Raw genomic sequence first — 21,001 nt, forward strand, 5'->3', positions numbered from 1 at the left:
GCGGGAATGGTACGCGGTGCGGCGCCCGGCCGTCCGGAAAGCCGCGCCGGGAGCGCGGCCATGAGGGTCGGCATCCTCACCTACCATTTCCCGCCCGAGCCGGCGTTCGTCCCGGGCAGCCTGGCCGAGGAACTGGTGGCCCGGGGTCACGAGGTACGGGTGCTCACCGGATTCCCGGACTACCCGGGCGGCCACGTCTATCCCGGCTGGCGGCAGCGCTGGCGGCACCAGACGCACAGCGAGCGGCTGACCGTGCGCCGGGTGCCCCGGTATGCCGCGGGCGACGGTTCCGCCCGCGGCCGCACCACGAGCTGGCTGTCCTTCGCCGGCAGCGCCGCGCTCGCCGGCCGGGGCCTGCTGCGCGACGTCGACGTGCTCTACGTCCACGGCCACCCGGCGGTCACGTTCGCGGCCACCGGGCTGCTGCGGCTGCTCGGCCGTACGCCGACGGTGCTGCACGTGCAGGACGTGTGGACCGAGCGGGACGGGCGCGCGGAGCGGGACAGCGGATGGCCGGCGCGGCTGGAGGCCGCCACCCGTCGCCTCTACCGGGAGGCGGCCGTGGTGGCGGTCGGCTCGCCGTCCATGGCGGATCTGGTCCGCGCCGGCGGGGCCGACCCGGGCCGGGTGCGCACCGCGCCGAACTGGACCGACGAGCGCGTCTTCCGCCCCACCCAGGCCGGCCCGGCGGTGCGTCGGCTGGTCCGCCGGGACGACCGCTGCGTGGTGATGCACGCCGGCACGATCGGCGTGCGCCAGGATCTGGAGACGGCGGTCCGCGCGGCGGCGGCGCTCGGCGACCGGATGGACCTGGTGCTCGTGGGCTCGGGTCCGCAGGAGCGGCGGGTGCGGGGGCTCGCCGCCGACCTCGGCGCGGACAACGTCCGGTTCCTGGAGCGACGGTCGGCTGTGGACATGCCGCAGCTCTACGCCGCCGCCGACTACCAGCTCGTGGCCCAGCGCGACCTGCCGGAGCTACGCGGCCGGGTGCCCGGCAAGCTCCAGGCCGCGCTCTCCTGCGCCGCGCCGGTGGTCGCCTCGGCGGCTGGGGAGACGGCCGAGGTGGTGGAGCGGGCCCGCGCCGGCCTGTCCTGCCCGCCGGAGGACTGGGCGGCGCTGGCCGACCGCTTCTGGCTGGCCGCCGCCATCCCGCCGGCCGCCCGGATCGACATGGGCAGGCGGGGCCGCGACGCGTACCTGCGGGACATGTCGATGCGGGCCGGTGTGGACCGGATCGAGGCGCTGCTGCACGAGGCGGCCGACGGAACGTCGAACCGAACAAAACTCGCGCGCAGCCGATAAATCGCCAGAGTGGCGAATAACACCTCGAACAGGCACTTTGTCGTGCTAAAAAGCACTCGATTGCGAATTGTGTCCGATTCGACCGACACGTAGGGGGAATCCGTGACCGGACCTGGTGCCACGCCCGGCCGGCGGCGCCGCTCGCGACGGCGCCGGCGCGCCCGCGTCCGCCGGATCCTGCTGACCGGGCTGGTCGTCGTGTCGGTGCTGCTTAGCGCCGGCGGCTGGGTCGCGTTCCGGGGCTGGCAGGCCCGCGCCCACCTGGTCAACGCCGCCGGACTGGCCCGGGAACTCAGCGCCCAGGTGCTCGACGGCGACGTGGCCCGGGCCCAGCGCACGCTCGCCGCCTTGCAGGAGCAGGCCGCCGCCGCGCGCGGCGAAACCGGGGATCCGGTGTGGTGGGTCGGCCAGCAGACCCCGTACGCGGGGGACAACCTGTCCGCGGTACGGCAGATCTCGGTGGCGGTGGACGACCTGGCCCGGCTCGCGTTCCCCACGCTGCTGCGCGTCGACCTCGCCTCGCTGGTGCCGAAGCAGGGCAAGCTGGACCTGGCCCGCCTGCGCGCCGTCTCGGCCGAGGTCTCCGCCGCCGACCAGGCGGTGCGCACGACCGCCGACCGGCTGCGGCAGGTGCCCACGGGCGACCTCGTGACGCAGGTACGCGACGCGGTCACCGCGCTGCGCGCGGAGCTGGACCAGCTCGGCGAGCTGACGTCGGCGGCTGATCGCGGCGCGCGGCTGCTGCCGCCACTGCTCGGCGCGGACGGACCGCGCAGCTATCTGCTGGTCTCGCAGAACCCGGCCGAGCTGCGCGCCACGGGTGGCATGTTCGGCGCGTACGCCGTCCTGCGCGCCGAGGGTGGACGGATCCGCCTCGTGAAGCAGGGCAGCTCGTCCGACCTGCGGTTCTTCGACCCGCCACTCAAGGTCGACGCGGAGGCGAAGCGGCTCTGGGGCGACCTGCCGGGCATCTATCCGGCGGATGTGAACCTCAACCCGGACTTCCCGGCCGCCGCCGCGCTCTACCGGGACATGGTGCATCGCCGGACCGGAACCACAGTGGACGGGGTGCTGGCGGTGGACCCGGTGGTCCTGTCGTACCTGCTCGGCGTCGTGGGTCCGGTGAACGTGCCGGACGGGCCGTCGCTGGGCGCCGCCACCGCCGTACGGACGCTCCTCAGTGACTCGTACCGGGATCTGGACATGAAGGACCAGGACGAGTACTTCACCAAGGCCGCCTCGGGCGTCTTCGACACCCTGTTCACCAAGACGGTCGACCCGCGCGCACTTTTGACCGTTTTTACCCGTTCAATCAACGAACGTCGGATATTGTTCTGGAGTGTCCGATCTGAGGAGCAACGCGCACTGGCCGGCAGCCGGCTGGCCGGTCAGCTCCCGGAGAAGGACTCCGTGCCGACTGTCGGCGTGTTCCTCAACGACGGCAGCGGCGCGAAGCTCGGCTACTACCTCAGGTTCTCGGCCACCATGACGGTCGGCGAATGCCACCCGGACGGGCGCCGCGAGCTGCGGCTGCGGGTGACGGTGCACTCGACCGCCCCCAAGTCGGGCCTGAGCAAGTCGGTCACCGGGCTGGCTCTTGCAGGCGACAAGTACACCGCACGCACCTTCGTCTCCGTCCACACGCCCACCGGCGGCGCCGTGCTCACCGGCCGGCTGGACGGGCGGGACACCGCGATGGGCAGCGGCACCCACGGCCGCCGCCAGGTGGCGGTGGCGAACGTCGAGGCCCCCCCGGGGCAGACCCGGACGCTCGACGTCACGGTGCTCACCGGCAAGACCGGCGCCGGGACGGCCGAGCTGGTACACACGCCCACCGTCACCCCATGGACCACCCAAGTAGTCAACGCACCAAGCTGTGAACAGTAGGAGGGAAACCATCATGCGGCTATCCCGCATCATCATGGCGCTCACGGTGGGCCTGGCCGTAGCGGCCGTGCCGACCGCGGCCGGGGCGGCGCAGCCGCAGCCACCGGTCTACCCGCCCGGGGTCGCGTCGCTGACCGTCTCACCGACGACCATCCGGCTCGGCGAGACGTTCACCCTGCGGGGCTCGAACTTCGCGCCGAACGAGACGGTTCGCCACGATGTGGCGATCTCGGGCCTGCCCGCGGCCGCCCCGGCCGAGGGGACCGCGCGGCGCAGCGACGGCAGCACGGTGGCGATGGCGCCGGTCGCCTACACGCCCAACCGGGCCCAGCCGCAGCCCGCGCCGACCACGTTCACCGTGACGGCCGACGGCAACGGCGAGTACACCGTCACCTACCGGCCGACCCGGCCGGGCCGGCACACGTTCACCGCCACCGGCCTGACCTCCGCGCGGACCGCGAGCGCGACCGGCACGGTCCTGCCACCGAGGCCGACCAAGCCGACCCGGCCGCCGCACCACGGCGGGCTGCCGGTCACCGGTGACAGCATCGGCACGCCGCTGAAGCTCGGTGGTGGCCTCGCCGCCGCCGGTGCGGTGCTGCTGCTGGCCTCCATGGCCTGGCGCCGCCGTCGCGCCGGCTGATCCGGGACGCGCCGGGAACCACCCGGCTCGATCGTGAGTGCCCGCCGGACCTCGTCCGGCGGGCACTCACGTGTCCGGGGCGACACGACACAATGAGCCATGGACGCGACACCGTGGACCGACCAGGCCGGCCTGCTCACGCTGCCCGGGGGCGCCACCGTACGCGGGCGCAAGGTCGCCGAGCCCGCTTCGCCCGCCGACTTCGCCCTGCTGCTGGCGCCCGGTCCCGAGCCGGAGTGGCCGGCCCGGCGGATCCACTGGCCCGACTTCTGGATCCCGGCCGACCGCGCCGACGCCCTGGACGCGCTGCGGGAGGCGAGGCGGCGCGCGTACGCGGGCGAGCGGGTCGAGGTGGCCTGTCACGGCGGCGTCGGGCGGACCGGCACCGCGCTGGCCGCGCTCGCCGTGCTGGACGGGCTGCCGCCCGCCCGGGCGGTGGCCTGGGTCCGGTCCCGCTATCACCGGCGCGCGGTGGAGACGCCGTGGCAGCGGTGGTGGCTGCGCGGCGTGCGCTGACCCCACCGCCGTCACCCACCGCGGCCGTCCGATCGGCACGGCGTCACGACACCGGTGAGCCGCCCGGATCTGATCATCGGGCTCGGTAGTGTGCCTTCTCATGAGAGCCCGGGCCCTGGCCGCCGCCATCGCCGTCACCCTGCTCGCCACCGGGGCGCCCGCCCCGGCCACCGCCGCCCCGGCCACACCCATCACCGCGCCCGTCGCCACGGCCGCCTGTCCGCGCCTGCCCGCACCGAAGGTCAGCCGGCCGCCCCGCCCGACGCCGCCGGCCACGACGCCGGAGCAGGCGGCGGTGGGCGGCGAGGCGCTGGCCGGCACCGGCCTCGTCACGCCACCCGGCAGCCCCGCGCCCCCGGCGGTCACCGCCACCACCTGGCTCGTGGCGGACCTGGACACCGGCGCGGTCCTCGGCGCGTGCGGCCCGCACGTCCCCGGCACCCCGGCCAGCACCCAGAAACTGCTGCTGGCCGCCACCATGCTGAGCCGGCTGAACCCCAGGCAGGTGGCGGTCGCCACCCGCGCCGACCTGGACATCGAACCGGGCAGCTCGGCCGTCGGCCTGCTCGTCGGCGGCCGCTACACGGTCGAGACGCTGTGGCTGGGCCTGCTGCTCCAGTCCGGCAACGACGCCGCGAACATGCTGGCCCGCCTCGGCGCCGGCAGCGCGCAGGCCGGCGTCGCCGAGATGAACGAGCAGGCCCGCCGGCTCGGCGCCGGGCAGACGCACGCGGTCACGCCGTCCGGTCTGGACGGTCCCGGCCAGTTCACCAGCGCGTACGACCTGGCGCTCATCGCGCGGGCCTGCTTCGCCGACGCCGCGTTCCGCCGGTACGCGCTCACCGAGCGCACGCAGATCCCGGCCCAGCCCGCGCTGAAGAAGGGCGGGTTCCAGATCCAGAACGAGAACCAGCTCATCTACCGCTATCCCGGCGCGCTCGGCGGCAAGACCGGCTTCACCGAGCTGGCCCGGCACAGCTACGTCGGCGCCGCGCAGCGGGGCGGCCGCCGCCTCGTGGTGACGCTGCTCGGCGCCGAGGCCCGCCCAATACGCGGCTGGCAGCAGGGCGCCCAGTTGCTCGACTGGGGCTTCCGGCTGCCCCGGGACGCCTCGGTCGGCCGGCTGGTCGAGCCGGGCGAGCGGGAAGCCGAGGCGGCGGAGCCCCGGCAGGCGGCGGCCGCCGAGCCCACCCGTACCGCCGCCCCGCCGTGGCGGGGGCCGGCCGGGACGGCGCTGCAACGCATCGGCGACGGGGACTGGCGGGTGATCGTGCCGGTCGCCGGTCTGCTGGCGCTCACCGTGGGCGGGGTGGCGGCGGTGCTCGCCGCCCGCCGGGGCCGATCCCGCCGCCGCGGACGCCGCCGCGCCTGACCGGACGGCACCCTACCGCGCGGTTCGGGCGGCGGAACGCGAATCCCGGAGCCGGTGACCCGTTCGGGTCGGCGTGGCTAGCCTCCGGGTCATGAGGACCTGGGAACCCTTCGTGGCGCTGGCCGCCGCCCTGCTGCTGCCGGCGCCGGCGACACCGGCGGTGGCCGCCGTCCGCGCGCCCGTGCGCCGGCCGCCGGCCGCACCGCCCTGCCCGAACGTGCCGGCCCCGGCGACCCGGCCACCGCAGCCGCCGCCGGCGCCCGACCCGGCCGCGCGGGCGATCGGCGGCACCGCGCTGGACACCGCCGGCCTGGTCGTCCCGCCCACGTCGAGCGCGCCGCCGGCGGTGACCGCCACCTCCTGGGTGGTCGCCGACCTGGACAGCGGCGCGGTGCTCGGCGGCTGCGGCCCGCACGAGTACGATGTGCCCGCGAGCGTGCAGAAGCTGCTGCTGGCCGCCACCATGCTGCCCCGGCTGGACCCGAACCGGGAGGTGACGGTGACTGCCGGGGACCTGGCTGTCGAACCGGGCAGCTCGGCGGCCGGACTGGTGGAGGGCGGGCGCTACCGGATCGAGACGATCTGGCTCGGCCTGCTGCTGCGCTCCGGCAACGAGGCGGCCAACGCGCTCGCCCGGCTCGGTGGCGGCCCGGACGGGCTGGCCGGCGGGGTACGGGCGATGAACGAGGAGGCGCACCGGCTCGGCGCCCGGCAGACGCACGCGGTCACCCCGTCCGGGCTGGACGGGCCGGGGCAGTTCACCAGTGCGTACGATATGGCGCTCATCGCGCGGGCGTGCTTCGCCGACCCGGCGTTCCGCAGGTACGCCGCCACCCGGACCGCGCAGATCCCGGCCCAGCCGGCGCAGCGGGCGAAGGCGTTCGCCATCTCCAACGACAACATGCTGCTGGACCACTATCCGGGCGCGCTCGGCGGCAAGACCGGCTTCACCGACCTGGCCCGGCACACGTACGTCGGTGCGGCCGAGCGCGGCGGGCGGCGCCTGGTGGTCACGCTGCTCGGCGCCGAGGTCACCACGCAGCGGGGCTGGCAGCAGGGCGCGGCACTGCTGGACTGGGGGTTCGCGCAGTCCCGGGACGCCTCGGTCGGACGGCTGGTCGAGCCGGGGGAGCTGGACCGGCCCGCGCCACCGGCGGGCGGGGCGGCCTCGGCCCTGGCCGGGCAGGCCGGTCTGGCCGGCGGCGGGGCGGCGCCCGGGCCGCGGCCCGGCGCGGGTGTGACGGTCGCGGTGGGCGCGGTGGTGACGGCCGGCGGAGCGCTGTTGCTGGCTCGGCGTCGCCGCAACGCCGCCGCCGTCGCCATGTCGACCGGGTCGGCCCCCCGAAAGCCGGAAATTCCGGAACAGGACTGAAAGGAGCGGCCCGGATCAGCGGCCGGCGGGCCCCGCGGTGCTGTCCCGCACCACGAGTTCGGTGGCCAGCTCGACCCGGGGCGAGTCGATCTCCTCGCCCTGGGCCAGCCGCAGCACGGTACGCGCGGCGAGCCGGCCCATCTCCACCAGCGGCTGGCGCACCGTGGTCAGCGGCGGTGACGCCCACCGCGCCTCGGGCAGGTCGTCGAAGCCCACCACGCTCACGTCGTCGCAGACCCGCAGCCCGCGGCGGCGCACCGCCTCGTACACCCCGAACGCCATCTGGTCGCTGGCGGCGAAGATGGCCGTCGGCGGGTCGTCGAGGTCGAGCAGCGCGCCACCGGCGGTGAAGCCGGAGGCGTGGTAGAAGTCGCCGGGCTGCACCAGCCGGTCGTCGGCGGCGACTCCGGCGGCGGCCAGCGCGGCCCGGTAGCCGTCCAGCCGGGCGCGGCTGCACAGCAGGTGCGGCGGGCCGGCCACGAAACCGATCCGGCGGTGGCCGAGCTTGAGCAGGTGCTCGGTGGCGGCCAGGCCGCCGGTCCAGTTGGTGGCGCCGATCGCCGGCACGTCCGTGGCGGCCACGCCGGCCGCGGGGTCGACCACCACCACCGGCACGTTGAGGCGCCGCAGCTGGGCCTGCACGGCCGGGCTCAGGTGCGAGGTCACCACGATCACGCCGTCGGACGCGCGAGCGCGCAGGTTGTGCAGCCACTGCCGGGTGGAGCTGGACTCGCGGTGGATCGCCGAGACGACGGTGCCCACCCCGGCGGCGTGGCTGACGTCCTCCACGCCGCGGATGATCTCCACCGCCCACGGGCTGTCCAGGTCGTTGAAGACCAGGTCGACCAGGTCCGCCCGGCGCACGGTACGGCTGCCCCGGCGCCGGTAGCCGTGGTGGCGCAGCAGCTCCTCGACCCGTTCCCGGGTGTCCGGCGCGACGTCGGAACGCCCGTTGAGCACGCGCGACACGGTCGGGACCGAGACGCCGGCCTCCCGTGCGATCGCGGTGATGGTCACCCTGCGCTCGTCGTCCGCGCTCACCCGTGTTCCCTTCGCCGGCTGCCGGAACCGACCGGTAGACCGTCCCGCCCCACGCACATCTTGCCGTACGCCGAGGGCTTGACGACAGGCCGGACCGGCCCTAGCGTTCGCACGAGTTGCGGAAACCTTCCGGAAATGCGCCCGCCATCTTCCGACGGCTCGCCGTCCACCCCCGACGAACGACGAGGAATCCGAGGCGTGTTCACCGACCTGACCGAGGCCGAACTCCGTACCTACCGCAGCGACCTGCACGAGCCTCCGGACTTCGACGCCTTCTGGGCTGACACTCTGGCACAGGCGCGGTCGTGCGGCGACCCCGTGTCGGCGACCCCGCTGCCGACGCCGCTGACCGGCGTCGACGTCTTCGACGTGACGTTCCCCGGCTTCGCCGGACAGCCGATCCGCGCCTGGCTGCGGGTGCCGCGCGGCGCCTCCGGGCCGCTGCCCACCATCGTGCAGTACGTCGGGTACGGCGGCGGACGCGGCCACGCGCTGGAGAACCTGCTCTGGTCCGCGGCCGGCTTCGCCCACCTCCAGATGGACACGCGCGGCCAGGGCTCGGGGTGGAGCCGGGGGGACACACCGGACGTCGCCGCCGCCGGGCCGCAGGCGCCGGGCATGGCCACCCGGGGCATCGAGGATCCGAACCGGTACTACTACCGGCGCTTCCTCACCGACGCGGTCCGCGCCGTGGACGCCGCGTGCGAGCTGCCCGCGGTCGACCCGGACCGGATCGCCGTACTCGGTCACAGCCAGGGCGGGGCCGCCGCGCTCGCCGCCGCCGCGCTGGCGCCGAGGGTACGCGCGGCGGTGGCGCTCGTGCCGTTCCTCTGCGACATCCCGCGCGCGATCACGATCACCGACGCCACGCCGTACCGGGAGATCCGCGACTACCTGGCCGTGCACCGGGACCGTGAGGAGCAGGCGCTGCGCACGCTCGGCTACGTCGACGGCGTCGCGTTCGCCCGCCGCGCCACGGTGCCGGCCCGGTTCTCCGTCGCGCTGATGGACGAGATCACGCCGCCGTCCACCGTCTACGCCGCCTACCACGACTACCGCGGCGACAAGGACCTGACGGTGTGGCGGTTCAACGGCCACGAGGCGGGCGGCATCGACGACGACGCCGCCGCTGCCGACTTCCTCCGTACCGTGCTGGGCGGCTGACCACCGGTTCCGCCGATGCGGCCCGGTGGCCCGCCGGGACTGGTAGACACGGCGGGTGGGCACCGGCAGACGCGCGACGGCGGTCCTGGCGGTCGCGGCCGCGCTGCTCGCCGCCGCCTGCCAGCGGCCCGCGCCGTCCCCGCCGCCGTCACCCACCCCGACCGGACCCCGTGCCCCGGCGGACTTCGTGGACCTGACCACCGTCGACCCCACCGTCCGCACCGACATCCGGTACGCGGGCCCGCACAACTTCGTCGGCCGGCCGATCGACGGTTACGCCGAACCGCGCTGCCTGCTCACCCGCCCGGCGGCGCAGGCGCTGCACCGGGTGCAGACCGCCGCGCTCGCCGGCGGGCACAGCCTCAAGGTGTACGACTGCTACCGCCCGCAGCGCGCGGCGGACGACTTCGTCGCCTGGGCGAAACTCCCCGGCGAGCAGCGGATGAAGGGTGAGTTCTACCCCGGCGTGCCCAAGGACCGGCTGTTCGCCGACGGCTACATCGGCGCGCCCACCGCGCACAGCCGGGGCAGCACCGTCGACCTGACACTGGTCCCGGTCTCCGCCGCCGCGCAGCCCGCGTACACGCCCGGCCAGGCGCTCGTGCCCTGCACCGAGCCCGCCGGCCGCCGCTTCGCCGACGACTCGATCGACATGGGCACCGGGTTCGACTGCTTCGACCCGCGCGCCCACACCGCCGACGCGCGGATCAGCGACGCCGCCCGGAGCAACAGGGACCTGCTGCGGCGGCTGATGTCGGCGCAGGGCTTCGAGAACTATCCGCTGGAGTGGTGGCACTACCGGTACGTCGACGAGCCGTACCCGGACACCTGGTTCGACTTCCCGGTGGCCGGTTCGTCGCTGCGGTGACGCGGTCGTTCCACCATGATCGACCGCAGCTAGGCTGGACGCTCATGGAGACCGAACGGATCGGCCCGCCGCTGCTGGCCGGCGAGCGGGAGTCGTTGCGCGCCTTCCTCGACTTCCACCGGGCCACGCTGGCCCTCAAGTGCGAGGGGCTGACCGGCGAGCAGTTGCGCCGGCCGGCGTCGCCGCCGTCCACGCTGTCCCTGCTCGGCCTGGTCCGGCACATGGCGGAGGTGGAGCGCACCTGGTTCCGCCGGGTCATCGCCGCCGAGGACGTACCGCTGGTGTGGTCGGACACCGGCGACTTCCAGGAGGCGTACGACGCCCGCGACGCCGACCCGGCGGAGGCGTTCGAGGCGTGGCGGCGCGAGATCGAGCACGCCCGGCGCATCGAGCGGGAGGCCGAGTCGCTCGACGTCACCGGTCACCAGGCCCGCTGGGGCGAGGACGTCTCGCTGCGCCTGGTCATGTTGCACATGCTGCACGAGTACGCCCGCCACAACGGGCACGCCGACCTGATCCGCGAGGCGCTCGACGGCACCGTCGGCGTCTGAGCCCGCGCGGTCAGCCCGCGCCCACACCGCGGTCAGCGCGTGCGCAGCGGCAGCCAGGCCAGCACGTCGGAGATCCGCGCGTCCCAGTACGCCCAGTCGTGGTCACCCGGACCGAAGTCGACGGTGACCGGCACGTCGCGTTTCCGGGCCACGTCGAGGAACCGCGTGCTGTCCTCGTACAGGAAGTCCTCGGTGCCGCAGGCGACGTAGAGCGCCGGCCGGTCGTCGCCGGAGCGCTCCAGCAGCCCCACCGTGTCGTCGTCCTCGGGTACCGGGCCGTCACCCCAGACGGTGTGCCACACCGCCGGGTCGACCGGATGGGTCGGATGGTGGCGGCGGCGCGTCACGTCCAGCGCGCCGGACAGGCTGGCCGCCGCCGCGAACCGGTCCGGGTGGCGCAGCGCCCACTTCACCGCCCCGTAGCCGCCCATCGACAGGCCCGCGACGAACGTGTCCTCCCGCCGGGTGGACAGCCGGAAGAACGACCGGCACACCTCGGGAAGCTCCTCGCTGAGGAACGTCCAGTACCGGTTGCCGTGCGCCTCGTCGCAGTAGAAGCTCCGCTGCACCTGCGGCATCACCACGGCCAGCCCCAGCGGCGCGACGTACCGCTCGATCGAGGTGCGCCGGGTCCACACCGTGTCGTCGTCGGTCAGGCCGTGCAACAGGTAGAGCACCGGCGGGTCACCGTCGGCGGTCGCGCCCGGCACGCCGATCCCGGCCGCGCCACGATCGGGCAGCAGCACCGTCATCGACGTGCCCATGCCGAGCGCCTCGGAGAAGAAGTCACACCGGATCAGCGCCATGAGGCGGCAGCGTACCTCGGAGGGGTTCGATGGGGGCGTTCCTATTGCCCCGGGGCGGTCGCACGGGAAAAGATGGCCGTGCGTGCCGGAAACACAACCGTAACCAGCGCGCTGCTGGTCTCTGTCACGAGGAAGTGGGAGTCAGTCATGAGCGACGTGTCGGCCGCACTGGGTGTGCGCCTCTACCCGGACCTGGTCGAGCCCGGCGGTCTCGCCCCCGCGCTCGTGGCGACCGCCGCCGCAAACCAGCTCGACGTCGGCGAGGTGACCGCGCCCGAGCAGGGACGCAGCCGGTTCACCTGCGCCGAGATGACCTCCCCCCGGGGCGTCGTCTGCGTCAGCCTCGGCTCCCAGGCCCGCTACTTCATGATCGACCTGCGGGTAGACGGTGACGTCCAGGCCCGGGGCGACGCCACCGACCTGCTCCAGGTCGCGCAGGTCGCGGCCGCGTGGCGGGCCGGCATCACGCTCGCCGAGCTGACCGCGCGCTACCCGTTCATGGAGGAGATGCGGCGCCACCCGGTGGCACACGCCGGCTGAGGCCGGGCACCCCAGCCCTGCCCGATCCAGGTCGACCGCCGCTCCCGGACGCGTCGTGTTGATCTAGGGTGATGCGATGACCGCCCGGCGCGTGACGACAGTACTGTTCGACTTTGCCTGGACTCTGTTCGCCAGAGACTCGGAGCGTTGGGTGGGCAACGCGGCGGCATCGATCAACCGGACATTGGCTGCCGGCGAGGCGCACCGTATTGCTGGTGCCTTCGCGGAACTGTTGCGGGAGACGGCCACGGATCCGGCCCACATCGCCCGAGATCTGGACCCGCGAGTCTGGGATCGGGCGATCCTCACCGTGCTGGAACAGATTCCTGGGGTTGACCAGGCGCTGGCATCGGTCATGCACGAAACACACGCCGAAGCGATCGAGCCGTACGCCGACACCGTCTCCACCCTGTCCGCATTGCGTGACAGCGGTGTTCGCATCGGCGTCGTCAGCAACGTCGGCTGGGACATCCGCAAATGCTTTGCCCGCCACGGACTCGACGGCTATGTCGATGCGTTCGTACTGTCCTACGAGGTCGGCTTCGTCAAACCGGACCGTCGGATCTGGGTCGCCGCCCTCGAAGCCCTCCATGCCGCACCGGGCCAGACCCTGATGGTCGGTGATCATCCCACCGGCGACGGCGGATCGGTCGTCGCCGGCATACCAGCGCTGATCCTGCCAATGGTGGCTTCGCCCGCGCAGAAACGCGGATTCGAATACGTGCTCAGGCTTGCCCAGGTTCGGTCCTGACGGGTCTGTCGCTGGCACTCACGTGAAGCTCCTCGTGAAGTTGATCTTTTGGCAGAGACCTCCTTCATACGAGGGCTTCACTCGAATCGGTCGCAGCCGACCACGTCGGCGAGTCCTGGTACGACACCCAAGACCCTCACCGATCGTAATCAGCACTTGCTCGGACAGGCTCAGCGCTGTCGCAAATTCACGTTGCCGCCGGTGCGCGGCGGCCGTACCGTGAGCGGCAACGTTCTGATCCACCAGGGGAGCCCACCGTGTCGCAGCAGAACCGCACCCGCGCCGCGCGGCAAGCGCCGCGCGCCGGTGCCCTGCTGCCCGAACCGGGCACGGGCCGGCGACGGCAGTGGCAACCAGGGTGGTGGCGCGTCTAGCGCCGGCGCGACGATCCGCGCGAACCGCCCGCCCCCAGATTCGGAGCCGGGCGGTTCTCCGTGTCCGGGGTGGATCCGCCGTCGGCGTCACGCCGCCGGAGGGCCGTTGGAGCAATCGGCAGCTCACCCGGTTCTCACCCGGGAGGCTACGGGTTCGAGTCCCGTACGGCCTACGTCAGACGGACATGAGCAAGGAGACGACGATGGGTTTCACCCCGCTGGCCGGTACCCGGGCGCCGGTCCGGGTCTGGACCGACCCGTACGCGATCGAGGCGCAGGCGGCCCGGCAGCTGCGCAACATCGGCGCGCTGCCCTGGGTGCAGGGTGTCGCGGTGATGCCGGACGTGCACTTCGGCAAGGGCGCCACCGTCGGCTCGGTGATCGCGATGCGGCAGGCCGTGTCGCCGGCCGCGGTCGGCGTGGACATCGGCTGCGGGATGTCCGCGGTGCGGACCTCGCTGACCGCCGCCGACCTGCCCGACGACCTCGCGCCGCTGCGCTCGGCGATCGAGGCGGCGATCCCGGTCGGCTTCGCGATGCGCGACGACGCGGTCGATCCGCGCCGGGTCCGGGGGCTGGAGCAGGCGGGCTGGGACGAGTTCTGGCGGCGGTTCGGCACGCTGGACCGGAAGGTGGCCCAGCTCCAGACGCGGGCGCAGCGGCAGCTCGGCACGCTCGGCGGCGGCAACCACTTCATCGAGGTCTGCCTGGAACAGGGCGGCGCGGACGACGGCCGGGTCTGGCTGATGCTGCACTCCGGTTCCCGCAACATCGGCAAGGAACTGGCCGAGCGGCACATGGCGGTGGCGCGCGGCCTGCCGCACAACACCGGCCTGCCGGACCGGGATCTGGCGGTGTTCCTCGCCGGCACGCCGGAGATGGACGCGTACCGGCGGGACCTGTGGTGGGCGCAGGAGTACGCACGCCGCAACCGGGCGGTCATGCTCGCGCTGCTCTGCCAGGTGGTCCGGGAGGCGTTCCCGCACGCCGGCTACGACGAGCCGATCTCCTGCCACCACAACTACGTGGCGGAGGAGACCTACGACGGGGTGGACGTGCTGGTGACCCGCAAGGGCGCGATCCGAGCCGGGAAGGGGGACCTGGGCATCATCCCCGGCTCGATGGGGACCGGCTCGTACATCGTGCGCGGTAAGGGCAACCTCGACGCGTACTGCTCGGCGTCGCACGGCGCCGGGCGGCGGATGTCGCGGGGGCAGGCGAAGCGGACGTACAGCACGGCGGATCTGGCCGCGCAGACCGCCGGGGTGGAGTGCCGCAAGGACGCCGGTGTGGTCGACGAGATCCCCGGCGCGTACAAGGACATCACCGAGGTGATGGCTCAGCAGGAGGACCTGGTCGAGGTGGTCGCCCACCTCAAGCAGGTCGTCTGTGTGAAGGGTTGACCGGCGGGGCCGGCGTCGAGGGGGCGCCGGCCCTACCGGGTACGCCGGGCGACGCGTACGCCGATGGCGACCGCGCCGATGACGAGCAGCGCGGACAGGAGCTGGAGGCCGGGGGAGTCGTCGGCCTCGCCGTACACGAAGCCGGCGACGCCGAGCGCGACGGCGAGCAGGGCGACGGCGGTGGCCAGGTATCTCATCGCTCCTCCTCGTCGGGGACCCATTCGAGCAGGTCGCCGGGCTGGCAGTCGAGCACCCGGCACATGGCCTCCAGGGTGCTGAACCGGACGGCCTTGGCGCGGCCGTTCTTGAGCACGGCGACGTTCGCAGGGGTGAGCCCCACGCGCTCGGCGAACTCGCCGACGCTCATCTTGCGCTTGGCCAGCTCCACGTCGATGCGCACGACGATCGGCATCAGATCACCGCTTCCATGTCGGTGCGCAGCGTGGTGGCCTGGCGCAGCAGCGCGCGCAGCACGACCATCAGCAGCCCCAGCACGCTGACGCCGGTGACCAGCAGGAACAGCAACAGCGGCAGGCCCGGGTCGTCGGCGTTGAAGCCGACGTAGCCGAACACGCCGACCAGCACCACCCAGGCGGCGGCGACCGCCCAGACGATTCCGTCGACCCAGCCCAGGGACGCCTCGGTGAAGATGCGGTCGTTCTTGACCAGGGTGAGCAGGTGCCAGGTGCAGACGATCACCACCTGCACGCACAGCACCCAGAAGATCGTCACCGCGGTGGCGGGCCACCGCAGGTACGCCATGTCCGGGTTCTCGCGCGCCATGTGCGCGAACTGCCCGGGCAGCGACATGGTCTGGAACAGCACCAGGATCGCGAACAGCAGGACCAGGAAGGCGCGCAGTGGCGTCACCGCGCGTTGCGCCGTCAACATGCATCGACTATCGCGCGGAACCTATCGAAAGTCAATCGCCTCACACGTTGTCGCTGCGTTCTCCGGGTTGACCGCGCGCACCTCGAAGGCGGTGCGCGCCAGCCGGTCGAACAGGTTGCTCGGTCCGGGAACCCAGACGATGCGCACCCCGGCCCCGGTCAGGGCGGCCATCGCGGCGGGCCACCGCACCGGGCGGACGATCCCGGCCAGCAGGAGCTCACGTACGCCTGGCCCGGTCGTGACGAGTGTGCCGTCGTGGTCGGAGACAACCGGCATGCGAGGCGCGGCGAAGTCGACACCGTGGCAGACCTCGGCGCACCGATCCCGGAGCTGACCGAAGGCCGAGCTGTGCACGGGCGGCGAGAGGCTGTAGAGGGGGATTCCGCCGATCGCTCGCACCGCGGCGTCCAGAGCAGGCACCGCGTCTCTGGCTAGGGTCAGCGCGGCGAAGCCGGCGTCGAGATCGCAGGAGAGCTCGTTCCAGGCGCCGCGCACGGTCAACTCACGGCGCACCACTGCCAGACCTGTCGTGTCGAGCCGGTAGAAGAACCGGGTCACCAGGCCGGTGTGCCGGGTTCGGAAGTACTCCCGCTCGCAGTCGGAGAAGGCGATGACGAGCTCGACGGCGATCTCGAACGGCAGCACGCCCAGGTGCGCGGCGAGAGCGAACTGGCCGAAGCTCGGACCGATGGCCAGCCGGGCGGACATGCCGGCCTGATCGGCGCGATCGGCCAGCGCGATGCAGTTGACCATGAACGCGAGCTGACTGTCAGCGTTGCCGGCCGGCCCGGCCGTCCGGAAACCGTCCACCAGCGACCGGCCCAGCACCGCGTCGGCCTGAGCCACCCGGCGGCGGGCATAGGGATCGGTCACCATGAACTCACCCACCGCGCGGTGATTCGAGGGGGCGAGCCCGGGAAGCAGCACCGCCTCGGTCATTCGGCCGCGCTCCGGAGTTCGGCGCAGGTCAGCACCGTCTGCACCTGGTACGACACGTCGACGAACTGCATCGACCGGTACACGAAGTGCCCGGGCCCGACGACCGTCACCCGCTTGACGCCGAGGTCCGCGAGCCGTCGCACCACCAGGTCCCAGCGGACCGTTCTCGTGTACTGCTCGACGAAGGCGGCCATCAGGTCCTCGCGTCGGTCGATGACCGCCCCGGTGTGATTGCATAGCTGCGGCACCTGCGGATCCGACGTCGGATCCAGATAGCTCCATTCGCGGGCGAAGGTTTCCTTGATGTCGTACAGCACCGGCAGCGGGCTGTGCGCGGGCGGTCCGTAGGGGATCACCAGGCCGACGCCGCCGATCGAGGCGGCCCGCAGATTGAGCTCCTGCAGCCCGGCCACCGCGCCGGTGGCAATCATCTGGTTGTCGGCGGTGATCGCGCAGGTCAGCAGCGGCGACTCGGCGGTGGATACCTCCCGCATCTCGGCCTGGAACCGGTCGAGGTCGACGTTGTAGTAGAACGCCACGCCCAACGGCCGCCCCGCCACCACCCGGTCCTCAACCGCGGGCATGGTGGACACCATCCGGATGGTGTCCCGGAACGACATGAATCCGCCGAGGTGCGCGGCCACGATCGAACCGAGACTCAGGCCCGCCATGTACCGGGGCGGTCGTTTACGCAGGCCGATCACATCGCAGATCGCCACCGCGATCGCGACCGAGGCCGGGCGCACGACCGTCCCGTCGTTGATGGCCGCCGGGTCCTCCGCGTAGAAGCGCGCCGCGAGGTCGACGCCGAGCACGTCCGACGCCTCCGCCATCCGGCGGTGCACCTCGGGGAACTCGTCGTAGAAGTCCCGGTGGTCGCCGGGCTCGACGACCACCTGGGGGTTGAACAGCACCGCGTCGGGCGTCTCCCGGTTCATGCGGTCAGCCCTCCGTCGACCACCAGCGTGTGCCCGGTGATGTAACTCGCCTCGTCACTTGCCAGGAAGGCCACTGCATTGGCCACCTCGTGTGCTTCCGCGAGCCGCTTCATCGCGATCCGGTCGAGGAACTCCCTCAGTCGCTTGTCGTCGATCCGGTCGACCATCCCCGTGTCGGCGGTGTACCCGGGCGCCACCGCATTGACCCGGACGTCGTACGGGGCGAACTCCCGGCTCAATGCCCGGGTCATCCCCTCGATGCCGGCCTTGCTCGCACAGTAGGAGCTCAGACCGGGTATGCCGACGCGGCCGGCGATCGAGGAGATGTTCACGATCGAGCCTGAGCGGGCCACGAGCATGTGCAGGGAGCTCGCCTTGATGCAGTGCAGCGTTCCCAGCAGGTTGGTCTCGACGCTGGCCGCCCATTCGCCGACCGGGTTCATCGGCACGACTGCGGAGGGCTGGCCCACCCCCGCGTTGTTGACCAGGATGTCCAGCTTGCCGTTCGCCCGGACCACGTGCCCGAAGACTCGCTGGGTGTCCTCGGCATCGGTGACGTCGACACGGACCGTCGCGGGCTCCGGCCATCCCTTGTCCCGGATCGCCTGCGCGGTGGTGTCGGCGCCGTCGCGGTTGCCGCGATAGCCGATCACCACCCGGGCGCCCGCCTGCGCCAGGCGCAGGCAGACCGCTCGCCCGATCCCACTCGACCCGCCGGTGACCATTGCGACGCGAGCTGTGAGGTCCACCCGTTCTCCTCCTGCCTACCGGATGCCGGCCGGCGTCAGCCGGCCCGCTTCTTCCGCGTCACCTCGACCAGCGCGTCGAGGAACGCCGTGACGTCGTTGTCGGTCGTGTAGGCGGCGACGCCCGCCCGGACGGCGCCGGACGTCGCGGGCGACAACGCCTGGAACGCCGGCCCGCAGTAGAACGTGCCGTCCCAGACCGCGACGTCCCGCGCCGCGAGGCTGGTCGCCACTGCCGTCGCAGCCATTCCGGCCACCTGGAAAGTGATGATCGGCATCAGGGTTCCCCCGGCCGGCCCGAGCACCCTGAATCGGCTGTCCGCCCGCAGCCACGTGCGAATCCGCTCCGCGAGGGCGTGCTCGCGCTCGGCGATGACGGTCCGGTCCCAGCCCAACAGCACCTCGGCCGCGATGCCGGTGCCGAGCACCGCCTCGAACTGGGTGGTGCCGAGGTCCAGCCTGCCGGGCAGGGCGTCCCCGGCGGACGGCACCTGCTCCGGCAGCAGTGGGTCCAGGTGGTCGGAGAGCCACAGCGCCGCGCAGTGCGGGCCGTACCACTTGTAGGCGGACGTGACGAAGGCGTCGACTCCCCACTCGTCGACAGCCACCCGGCTGTGCGCCACCCGCTGCACCCCGTCGACGTAGACACGCGCGCCTACCCGGTGCGCGGCTGCGGAGACCGCGGCCACGTCCGGCACGGTGGCGAGTGCGTTCGAGGCGCCGCTGATCGCCACCCACCGGGTCCGTGGGGTCAGTTCGCGGATGATCGCCTCCGCCGGCAGGGCGCCGTCCGGGTGCAACCGCGCGAGGCGGACCCGGGCGCCCGTCCGCTCCGCCACCGCACGCCACGGCCAGTGGTTGGCCTCGTGATCGAGCTCGGTGCAGACGATCTCGTCTCCCGGCCGCAGATCGCCGGCGACCCCACGGCTGAACATAGTGGTGAGCGTGGTCATGTTCGGGCCGAACAGGACGTGTCCACCGGCGGCCCCGAGGAGGGCCCGGACACGGTCGGCGGCCCATTCGACTATCACGTCGGAGTAGGCGCTGGCCGGAAAGGGGCCGTGGTCGTTGGCCACGTGCCGGCTGCCGAGATACCTGCTCATCGCCCGCACCACGGCGGCGTGGACCAATGTGCCGCCGGGGGCGTCGAAGCGGTGGCCGGCGCCGCGCAGCCCGGGAAACTGCTCGTCGACCGGCGCGCGCAGGAGGTCGTTCAACTCCGGCACCGGGTGCTCGGGCAGGCCGATCCGCGTCGTCGGGCTCACCGGACGGCTCCGGCTGTCGTCGGCAGGACGATGTCGACCTGGCCGTAGCCGTCCTCGCGACGTTCGGCCTCCGGGCGCTGGCTGGGCAATCGCACCATGATGCGCTTGAGCCAACGGTCCGTGCCGTCGTACCGCGGTGTGAACGGCACACGCCCGTGCACCGCCACATCGTTGTCGATCAGTGCGAGATCGCCTGCGCCCATCGGCACCGAACGAGCCTTCTGTTCCAGCCGCTCCGCCAGGGACCGGTAGGACTCTTCGAAGGCGGGATCGTCGTGGCTGCGGGTGCTGTAGGCGGGGTCGTAACGCAGGCAGGGGCCGTCCGGCGCCCACCACACCGTCGGTACGCCGGGCCGCGTCGTACCCGGCCCGCTCCCCGTCGCCGGGTACGACGCGTCGGGGGAGATGCGCACGACCGGTCGGCCGAGCCGGATCAGGTCCTCGTGCGGCAGTCCCAGCTCACGTACCGACGCGATCCGGGTACCGACGCCGGCGGGATTGCGGACGCAGGCGAGCATCAGCAGGCTGGCCCGGCCGGGATGGAAGGCGTCCTCGGTGTGCCATTCCAACGGCACGCTGCTGCTGGCACCGACCTGCAGGTTCTCGTAGCCCTGGCTGGGCACGATGTTGTGGACCAGACGCCCGTCCTGCTGCCGCGCCCAGCCGAACACCTGGCCGAGCGCGGCGGCGACCAGCACCAGGGCGAGGTCCATCGGGCCGGTGGGCGCGGCGGACCAGTGGGCGGGCGTCGGCCCGCACTTCGCGGCCAGCGGAGCGAGCAGACCACGGACCAGCAGTGCGCCACTGTGCCGCGGCGGCCGGCCCACCTGCCTGCTCAGGCGGGCCAGGAGGTCGCGCGGGATCTGGCCGGCGTGCGTCTGGAGCAGCCGGTCCGGGACCGCTCCGAGGCCGGCGAGTCTCTCCGCGGTGGCCGCCAGATCGGCGACCAGGTCCGTGGCAGCAGTGGTCGCTTCCTCAGGCATGCGCGGCCTCCGGCATCCGCCAGTCGGAGAGCACACCACGCAGGTGGTCACCGCCGGAACCGGCGAGGTACCGGCGCAGCGTGCCGGCCGCGGCGTCGGCGTCGGCGTCGCAGATCAACCGCAGCGACGGCAGGTAGCCGTCGAGGGGAGCGAGGTACTCCTCGCGGTTCATGGAGCAGATCACGGCGTCGTGGTAGCCGCCGTCGACGTAAAGGTAGTCGCGCAGGACGCCGTCCACGACGAGATCCCCCTTGGCGAGAAAGGCCACCGAGCGCCGGTTGTAACAGGCCGCCAGCAGCTCCAGCCGGTGTGCCCGCTCCCGCTGGAAAAGGTGGTCGACCAGCAGAAGCGCCCCCTCCAGGCCGGCTCCGCTGTCCCACCACTGGTCATCGCCCACGACCGCGCCGACGGCGAAGCTGCGGTCGTGCGCCAGGGGCCGCCAGGAGACCATCCCTATCGTCTCGCCGTCGATGCGGGTCTCGATGGCGGCGTACTCGGTGTGGCCGGACTCGATGGCCGAGCGCCATCCCGCGGCATCAAGCCCGTCGCTCTGTCCTCCGCCTACCAGTACTCCGGCGGCCGAGTGCCGGGTCCACGTCGGTAGCCGGCCGTAGTCGTCCTCGCTGACCGGTCTGAGCCGGACGAGCAT

General features: G+C 73.0%; 23 protein-coding genes and 1 tRNA gene. 13 read left to right on the forward strand and 11 right to left on the reverse strand.

Features of this window, described 5'->3' with window-relative positions; translation table 11 throughout:
- Window positions 1-60 precede the first annotated feature (60 nt).
- From ABIH81_RS22485 to ABIH81_RS22510, 6 genes are all read left to right on the forward strand, one after another.
- Window positions 61-1,302, forward strand: a complete 1,242-nt coding sequence (locus ABIH81_RS22485) for a glycosyltransferase family 4 protein (protein WP_349876869.1) — start codon at window positions 61-63, stop codon at window positions 1,300-1,302.
- A gap of 102 nt (window positions 1,303-1,404) precedes the next feature.
- Window positions 1,405-3,189 (forward strand): DUF4012 domain-containing protein, encoded by a 1,785-nt coding sequence (locus ABIH81_RS22490; RefSeq protein ID WP_349876870.1) that lies wholly within the window; start codon window positions 1,405-1,407, stop codon window positions 3,187-3,189.
- Between the two features lie 13 nt (window positions 3,190-3,202).
- Window positions 3,203-3,832, forward strand: a complete 630-nt coding sequence (locus ABIH81_RS22495; protein ID WP_349876871.1) for a hypothetical protein — start codon at window positions 3,203-3,205, stop codon at window positions 3,830-3,832.
- A 99-nt stretch (window positions 3,833-3,931) separates the two neighbouring features.
- Window positions 3,932-4,348 (forward strand): protein-tyrosine phosphatase family protein, encoded by a 417-nt coding sequence (locus ABIH81_RS22500; RefSeq protein ID WP_349876872.1) that lies wholly within the window; start codon window positions 3,932-3,934, stop codon window positions 4,346-4,348.
- Between the two features lie 100 nt (window positions 4,349-4,448).
- Window positions 4,449-5,720: a serine hydrolase gene (locus tag ABIH81_RS22505; protein ID WP_349876873.1), complete on the forward strand. Its 1,272-nt coding sequence runs from the start codon at window positions 4,449-4,451 to the stop codon at window positions 5,718-5,720.
- A 91-nt stretch (window positions 5,721-5,811) separates the two neighbouring features.
- Window positions 5,812-7,092, forward strand: a complete 1,281-nt coding sequence (locus tag ABIH81_RS22510; RefSeq protein WP_349876874.1) for a D-alanyl-D-alanine carboxypeptidase — start codon at window positions 5,812-5,814, stop codon at window positions 7,090-7,092.
- A 15-nt stretch (window positions 7,093-7,107) separates the two neighbouring features.
- Here ABIH81_RS22510 and ABIH81_RS22515 read toward each other — a convergent pair whose 3' ends face one another.
- The gene (locus ABIH81_RS22515; protein WP_349876875.1) at window positions 7,108-8,133 is read right to left on the reverse strand and encodes a substrate-binding domain-containing protein; all 1,026 of its coding nucleotides are present in this window, start codon (window positions 8,131-8,133) and stop codon (window positions 7,108-7,110) included.
- 198 nt (window positions 8,134-8,331) lie between these two features.
- On the opposite strand from ABIH81_RS22515, the gene ABIH81_RS22520 reads away from it, so the two are divergent.
- The 3 genes from ABIH81_RS22520 to ABIH81_RS22530 are packed head-to-tail and all read left to right on the forward strand — an operon-like array spanning window position 8,332 to window position 10,716.
- Window positions 8,332-9,297 carry an acetylxylan esterase gene (locus ABIH81_RS22520; RefSeq protein WP_349876877.1) on the forward strand — a complete coding sequence of 322 codons (966 nt, stop codon included), beginning with the start codon at window positions 8,332-8,334 and terminating at the stop codon, window positions 9,295-9,297.
- Between the two features lie 55 nt (window positions 9,298-9,352).
- Window positions 9,353-10,165, forward strand: a complete 813-nt coding sequence (locus tag ABIH81_RS22525) for a M15 family metallopeptidase (RefSeq protein WP_349876878.1) — start codon at window positions 9,353-9,355, stop codon at window positions 10,163-10,165.
- A 44-nt stretch (window positions 10,166-10,209) separates the two neighbouring features.
- Entirely contained in the window at window positions 10,210-10,716 is a 507-nt protein-coding gene (locus ABIH81_RS22530) for a DinB family protein (protein ID WP_349876879.1), read from the forward strand.
- Window positions 10,717-10,748: 32 nt separating this feature from the next.
- On the opposite strand, the gene ABIH81_RS22535 is transcribed toward ABIH81_RS22530, so the two are convergent.
- Entirely contained in the window at window positions 10,749-11,522 is a 774-nt protein-coding gene (locus ABIH81_RS22535) for an alpha/beta hydrolase family protein (protein WP_349876880.1), read from the reverse strand.
- Window positions 11,523-11,669: 147 nt separating this feature from the next.
- Between ABIH81_RS22535 and ABIH81_RS22540 the strand changes: the two genes are divergently transcribed.
- The 4 genes from ABIH81_RS22540 to ABIH81_RS22555 all read left to right on the forward strand — a co-directional run bounded on the left by ABIH81_RS22540 (window position 11,670) and on the right by ABIH81_RS22555 (window position 14,590).
- Entirely contained in the window at window positions 11,670-12,062 is a 393-nt protein-coding gene (locus tag ABIH81_RS22540) for a hypothetical protein (RefSeq protein ID WP_349876881.1), read from the forward strand.
- Window positions 12,063-12,138: 76 nt separating this feature from the next.
- Entirely contained in the window at window positions 12,139-12,813 is a 675-nt protein-coding gene (locus ABIH81_RS22545) for an HAD family hydrolase (RefSeq protein WP_349876882.1), read from the forward strand.
- Between the two features lie 474 nt (window positions 12,814-13,287).
- Window positions 13,288-13,360 (forward strand) — tRNA-Glu (locus ABIH81_RS22550).
- 30 nt (window positions 13,361-13,390) lie between these two features.
- Window positions 13,391-14,590, forward strand: coding sequence for an RtcB family protein (locus tag ABIH81_RS22555; RefSeq protein ID WP_349876883.1), 1,200 nt, complete (start codon window positions 13,391-13,393; stop codon window positions 14,588-14,590).
- Window positions 14,591-14,622: 32 nt separating this feature from the next.
- Here ABIH81_RS22555 and ABIH81_RS22560 read toward each other — a convergent pair whose 3' ends face one another.
- Genes ABIH81_RS22560 through ABIH81_RS22600 form a run of 9 tightly spaced genes read right to left on the reverse strand, consistent with a single transcriptional unit; the run spans window position 14,623 to window position 21,001 of the window.
- The gene (locus ABIH81_RS22560) at window positions 14,623-14,787 is read right to left on the reverse strand and encodes a hypothetical protein (RefSeq protein ID WP_349876884.1); all 165 of its coding nucleotides are present in this window, start codon (window positions 14,785-14,787) and stop codon (window positions 14,623-14,625) included.
- Window positions 14,784-15,002 carry a helix-turn-helix transcriptional regulator gene (locus ABIH81_RS22565; RefSeq protein WP_030499989.1) on the reverse strand — a complete coding sequence of 73 codons (219 nt, stop codon included), beginning with the start codon at window positions 15,000-15,002 and terminating at the stop codon, window positions 14,784-14,786. The genes ABIH81_RS22560 and ABIH81_RS22565 overlap by 4 nt, the downstream gene beginning before the upstream one ends.
- A complete protein-coding gene (locus ABIH81_RS22570; RefSeq protein ID WP_334458522.1) occupies window positions 15,002-15,481 on the reverse strand; it encodes a DUF2975 domain-containing protein in 480 nt (159 codons plus the stop codon). Before ABIH81_RS22570 ends, ABIH81_RS22565 begins: the two co-directional genes overlap by 1 nt.
- Window positions 15,482-15,502: 21 nt before the next feature.
- The gene (locus ABIH81_RS22575) at window positions 15,503-16,420 is read right to left on the reverse strand and encodes an ACP S-malonyltransferase (RefSeq protein ID WP_349876885.1); all 918 of its coding nucleotides are present in this window, start codon (window positions 16,418-16,420) and stop codon (window positions 15,503-15,505) included.
- Window positions 16,417-17,358, reverse strand: a complete 942-nt coding sequence (locus tag ABIH81_RS22580) for an ACP S-malonyltransferase (protein ID WP_121685227.1) — start codon at window positions 17,356-17,358, stop codon at window positions 16,417-16,419. The genes ABIH81_RS22575 and ABIH81_RS22580 overlap by 4 nt, the downstream gene beginning before the upstream one ends.
- Complete coding sequence (locus ABIH81_RS22585) at window positions 17,355-18,083, reverse strand: 3-oxoacyl-ACP reductase family protein (RefSeq protein WP_121685228.1); 729 nt, start codon at window positions 18,081-18,083, stop codon at window positions 17,355-17,357. Before ABIH81_RS22585 ends, ABIH81_RS22580 begins: the two co-directional genes overlap by 4 nt.
- Before the next feature lie 59 nt (window positions 18,084-18,142).
- Window positions 18,143-19,369, reverse strand: coding sequence for an aminotransferase class V-fold PLP-dependent enzyme (locus ABIH81_RS22590; RefSeq protein ID WP_349876886.1), 1,227 nt, complete (start codon window positions 19,367-19,369; stop codon window positions 18,143-18,145).
- The gene (locus ABIH81_RS22595) at window positions 19,366-20,352 is read right to left on the reverse strand and encodes a TauD/TfdA family dioxygenase (RefSeq protein WP_349876887.1); all 987 of its coding nucleotides are present in this window, start codon (window positions 20,350-20,352) and stop codon (window positions 19,366-19,368) included. Before ABIH81_RS22595 ends, ABIH81_RS22590 begins: the two co-directional genes overlap by 4 nt.
- Window positions 20,345-21,001 (reverse strand): GNAT family protein, encoded by a 657-nt coding sequence (locus tag ABIH81_RS22600; protein WP_233585998.1) that lies wholly within the window; start codon window positions 20,999-21,001, stop codon window positions 20,345-20,347. The genes ABIH81_RS22595 and ABIH81_RS22600 overlap by 8 nt, the downstream gene beginning before the upstream one ends.

The sequence above is a fragment of the Micromonospora sp. HUAS YX12 genome, assembly GCF_040215685.1.
In the GTDB taxonomy this organism is placed as follows: domain Bacteria; phylum Actinomycetota; class Actinomycetes; order Mycobacteriales; family Micromonosporaceae; genus Micromonospora; species Micromonospora tulbaghiae.

Coding starts and splice junctions, on each gene's coding strand:
- ABIH81_RS22485 (WP_349876869.1), top strand. CDS start 61: ATGAGGGTCGGCATCCTCACCTACCATTTCCCGCCCGAGCCGGCGTTC.
- ABIH81_RS22495 (WP_349876871.1), top strand. CDS start 3,203: ATGCGGCTATCCCGCATCATCATGGCGCTCACGGTGGGCCTGGCCGTA.
- ABIH81_RS22500 (WP_349876872.1), top strand. CDS start 3,932: ATGGACGCGACACCGTGGACCGACCAGGCCGGCCTGCTCACGCTGCCC.
- ABIH81_RS22505 (WP_349876873.1), top strand. CDS start 4,449: ATGAGAGCCCGGGCCCTGGCCGCCGCCATCGCCGTCACCCTGCTCGCC.
- ABIH81_RS22510 (WP_349876874.1), top strand. CDS start 5,812: ATGAGGACCTGGGAACCCTTCGTGGCGCTGGCCGCCGCCCTGCTGCTG.
- ABIH81_RS22530 (WP_349876879.1), top strand. CDS start 10,210: ATGGAGACCGAACGGATCGGCCCGCCGCTGCTGGCCGGCGAGCGGGAG.
- ABIH81_RS22535 (WP_349876880.1), bottom strand. CDS start 11,522: ATGGCGCTGATCCGGTGTGACTTCTTCTCCGAGGCGCTCGGCATGGGC.
- ABIH81_RS22540 (WP_349876881.1), top strand. CDS start 11,670: ATGAGCGACGTGTCGGCCGCACTGGGTGTGCGCCTCTACCCGGACCTG.
- ABIH81_RS22545 (WP_349876882.1), top strand. CDS start 12,139: ATGACCGCCCGGCGCGTGACGACAGTACTGTTCGACTTTGCCTGGACT.
- ABIH81_RS22555 (WP_349876883.1), top strand. CDS start 13,391: ATGGGTTTCACCCCGCTGGCCGGTACCCGGGCGCCGGTCCGGGTCTGG.
- ABIH81_RS22560 (WP_349876884.1), bottom strand. CDS start 14,787: ATGAGATACCTGGCCACCGCCGTCGCCCTGCTCGCCGTCGCGCTCGGC.
- ABIH81_RS22565 (WP_030499989.1), bottom strand. CDS start 15,002: ATGCCGATCGTCGTGCGCATCGACGTGGAGCTGGCCAAGCGCAAGATG.
- ABIH81_RS22570 (WP_334458522.1), bottom strand. CDS start 15,481: ATGTTGACGGCGCAACGCGCGGTGACGCCACTGCGCGCCTTCCTGGTC.
- ABIH81_RS22575 (WP_349876885.1), bottom strand. CDS start 16,420: ATGACCGAGGCGGTGCTGCTTCCCGGGCTCGCCCCCTCGAATCACCGC.
- ABIH81_RS22580 (WP_121685227.1), bottom strand. CDS start 17,358: ATGAACCGGGAGACGCCCGACGCGGTGCTGTTCAACCCCCAGGTGGTC.
- ABIH81_RS22585 (WP_121685228.1), bottom strand. CDS start 18,083: ATGGTCACCGGCGGGTCGAGTGGGATCGGGCGAGCGGTCTGCCTGCGC.
- ABIH81_RS22595 (WP_349876887.1), bottom strand. CDS start 20,352: ATGCCTGAGGAAGCGACCACTGCTGCCACGGACCTGGTCGCCGATCTG.
- ABIH81_RS22600 (WP_233585998.1), bottom strand. CDS start 21,001: ATGCTCGTCCGGCTCAGACCGGTCAGCGAGGACGACTACGGCCGGCTA.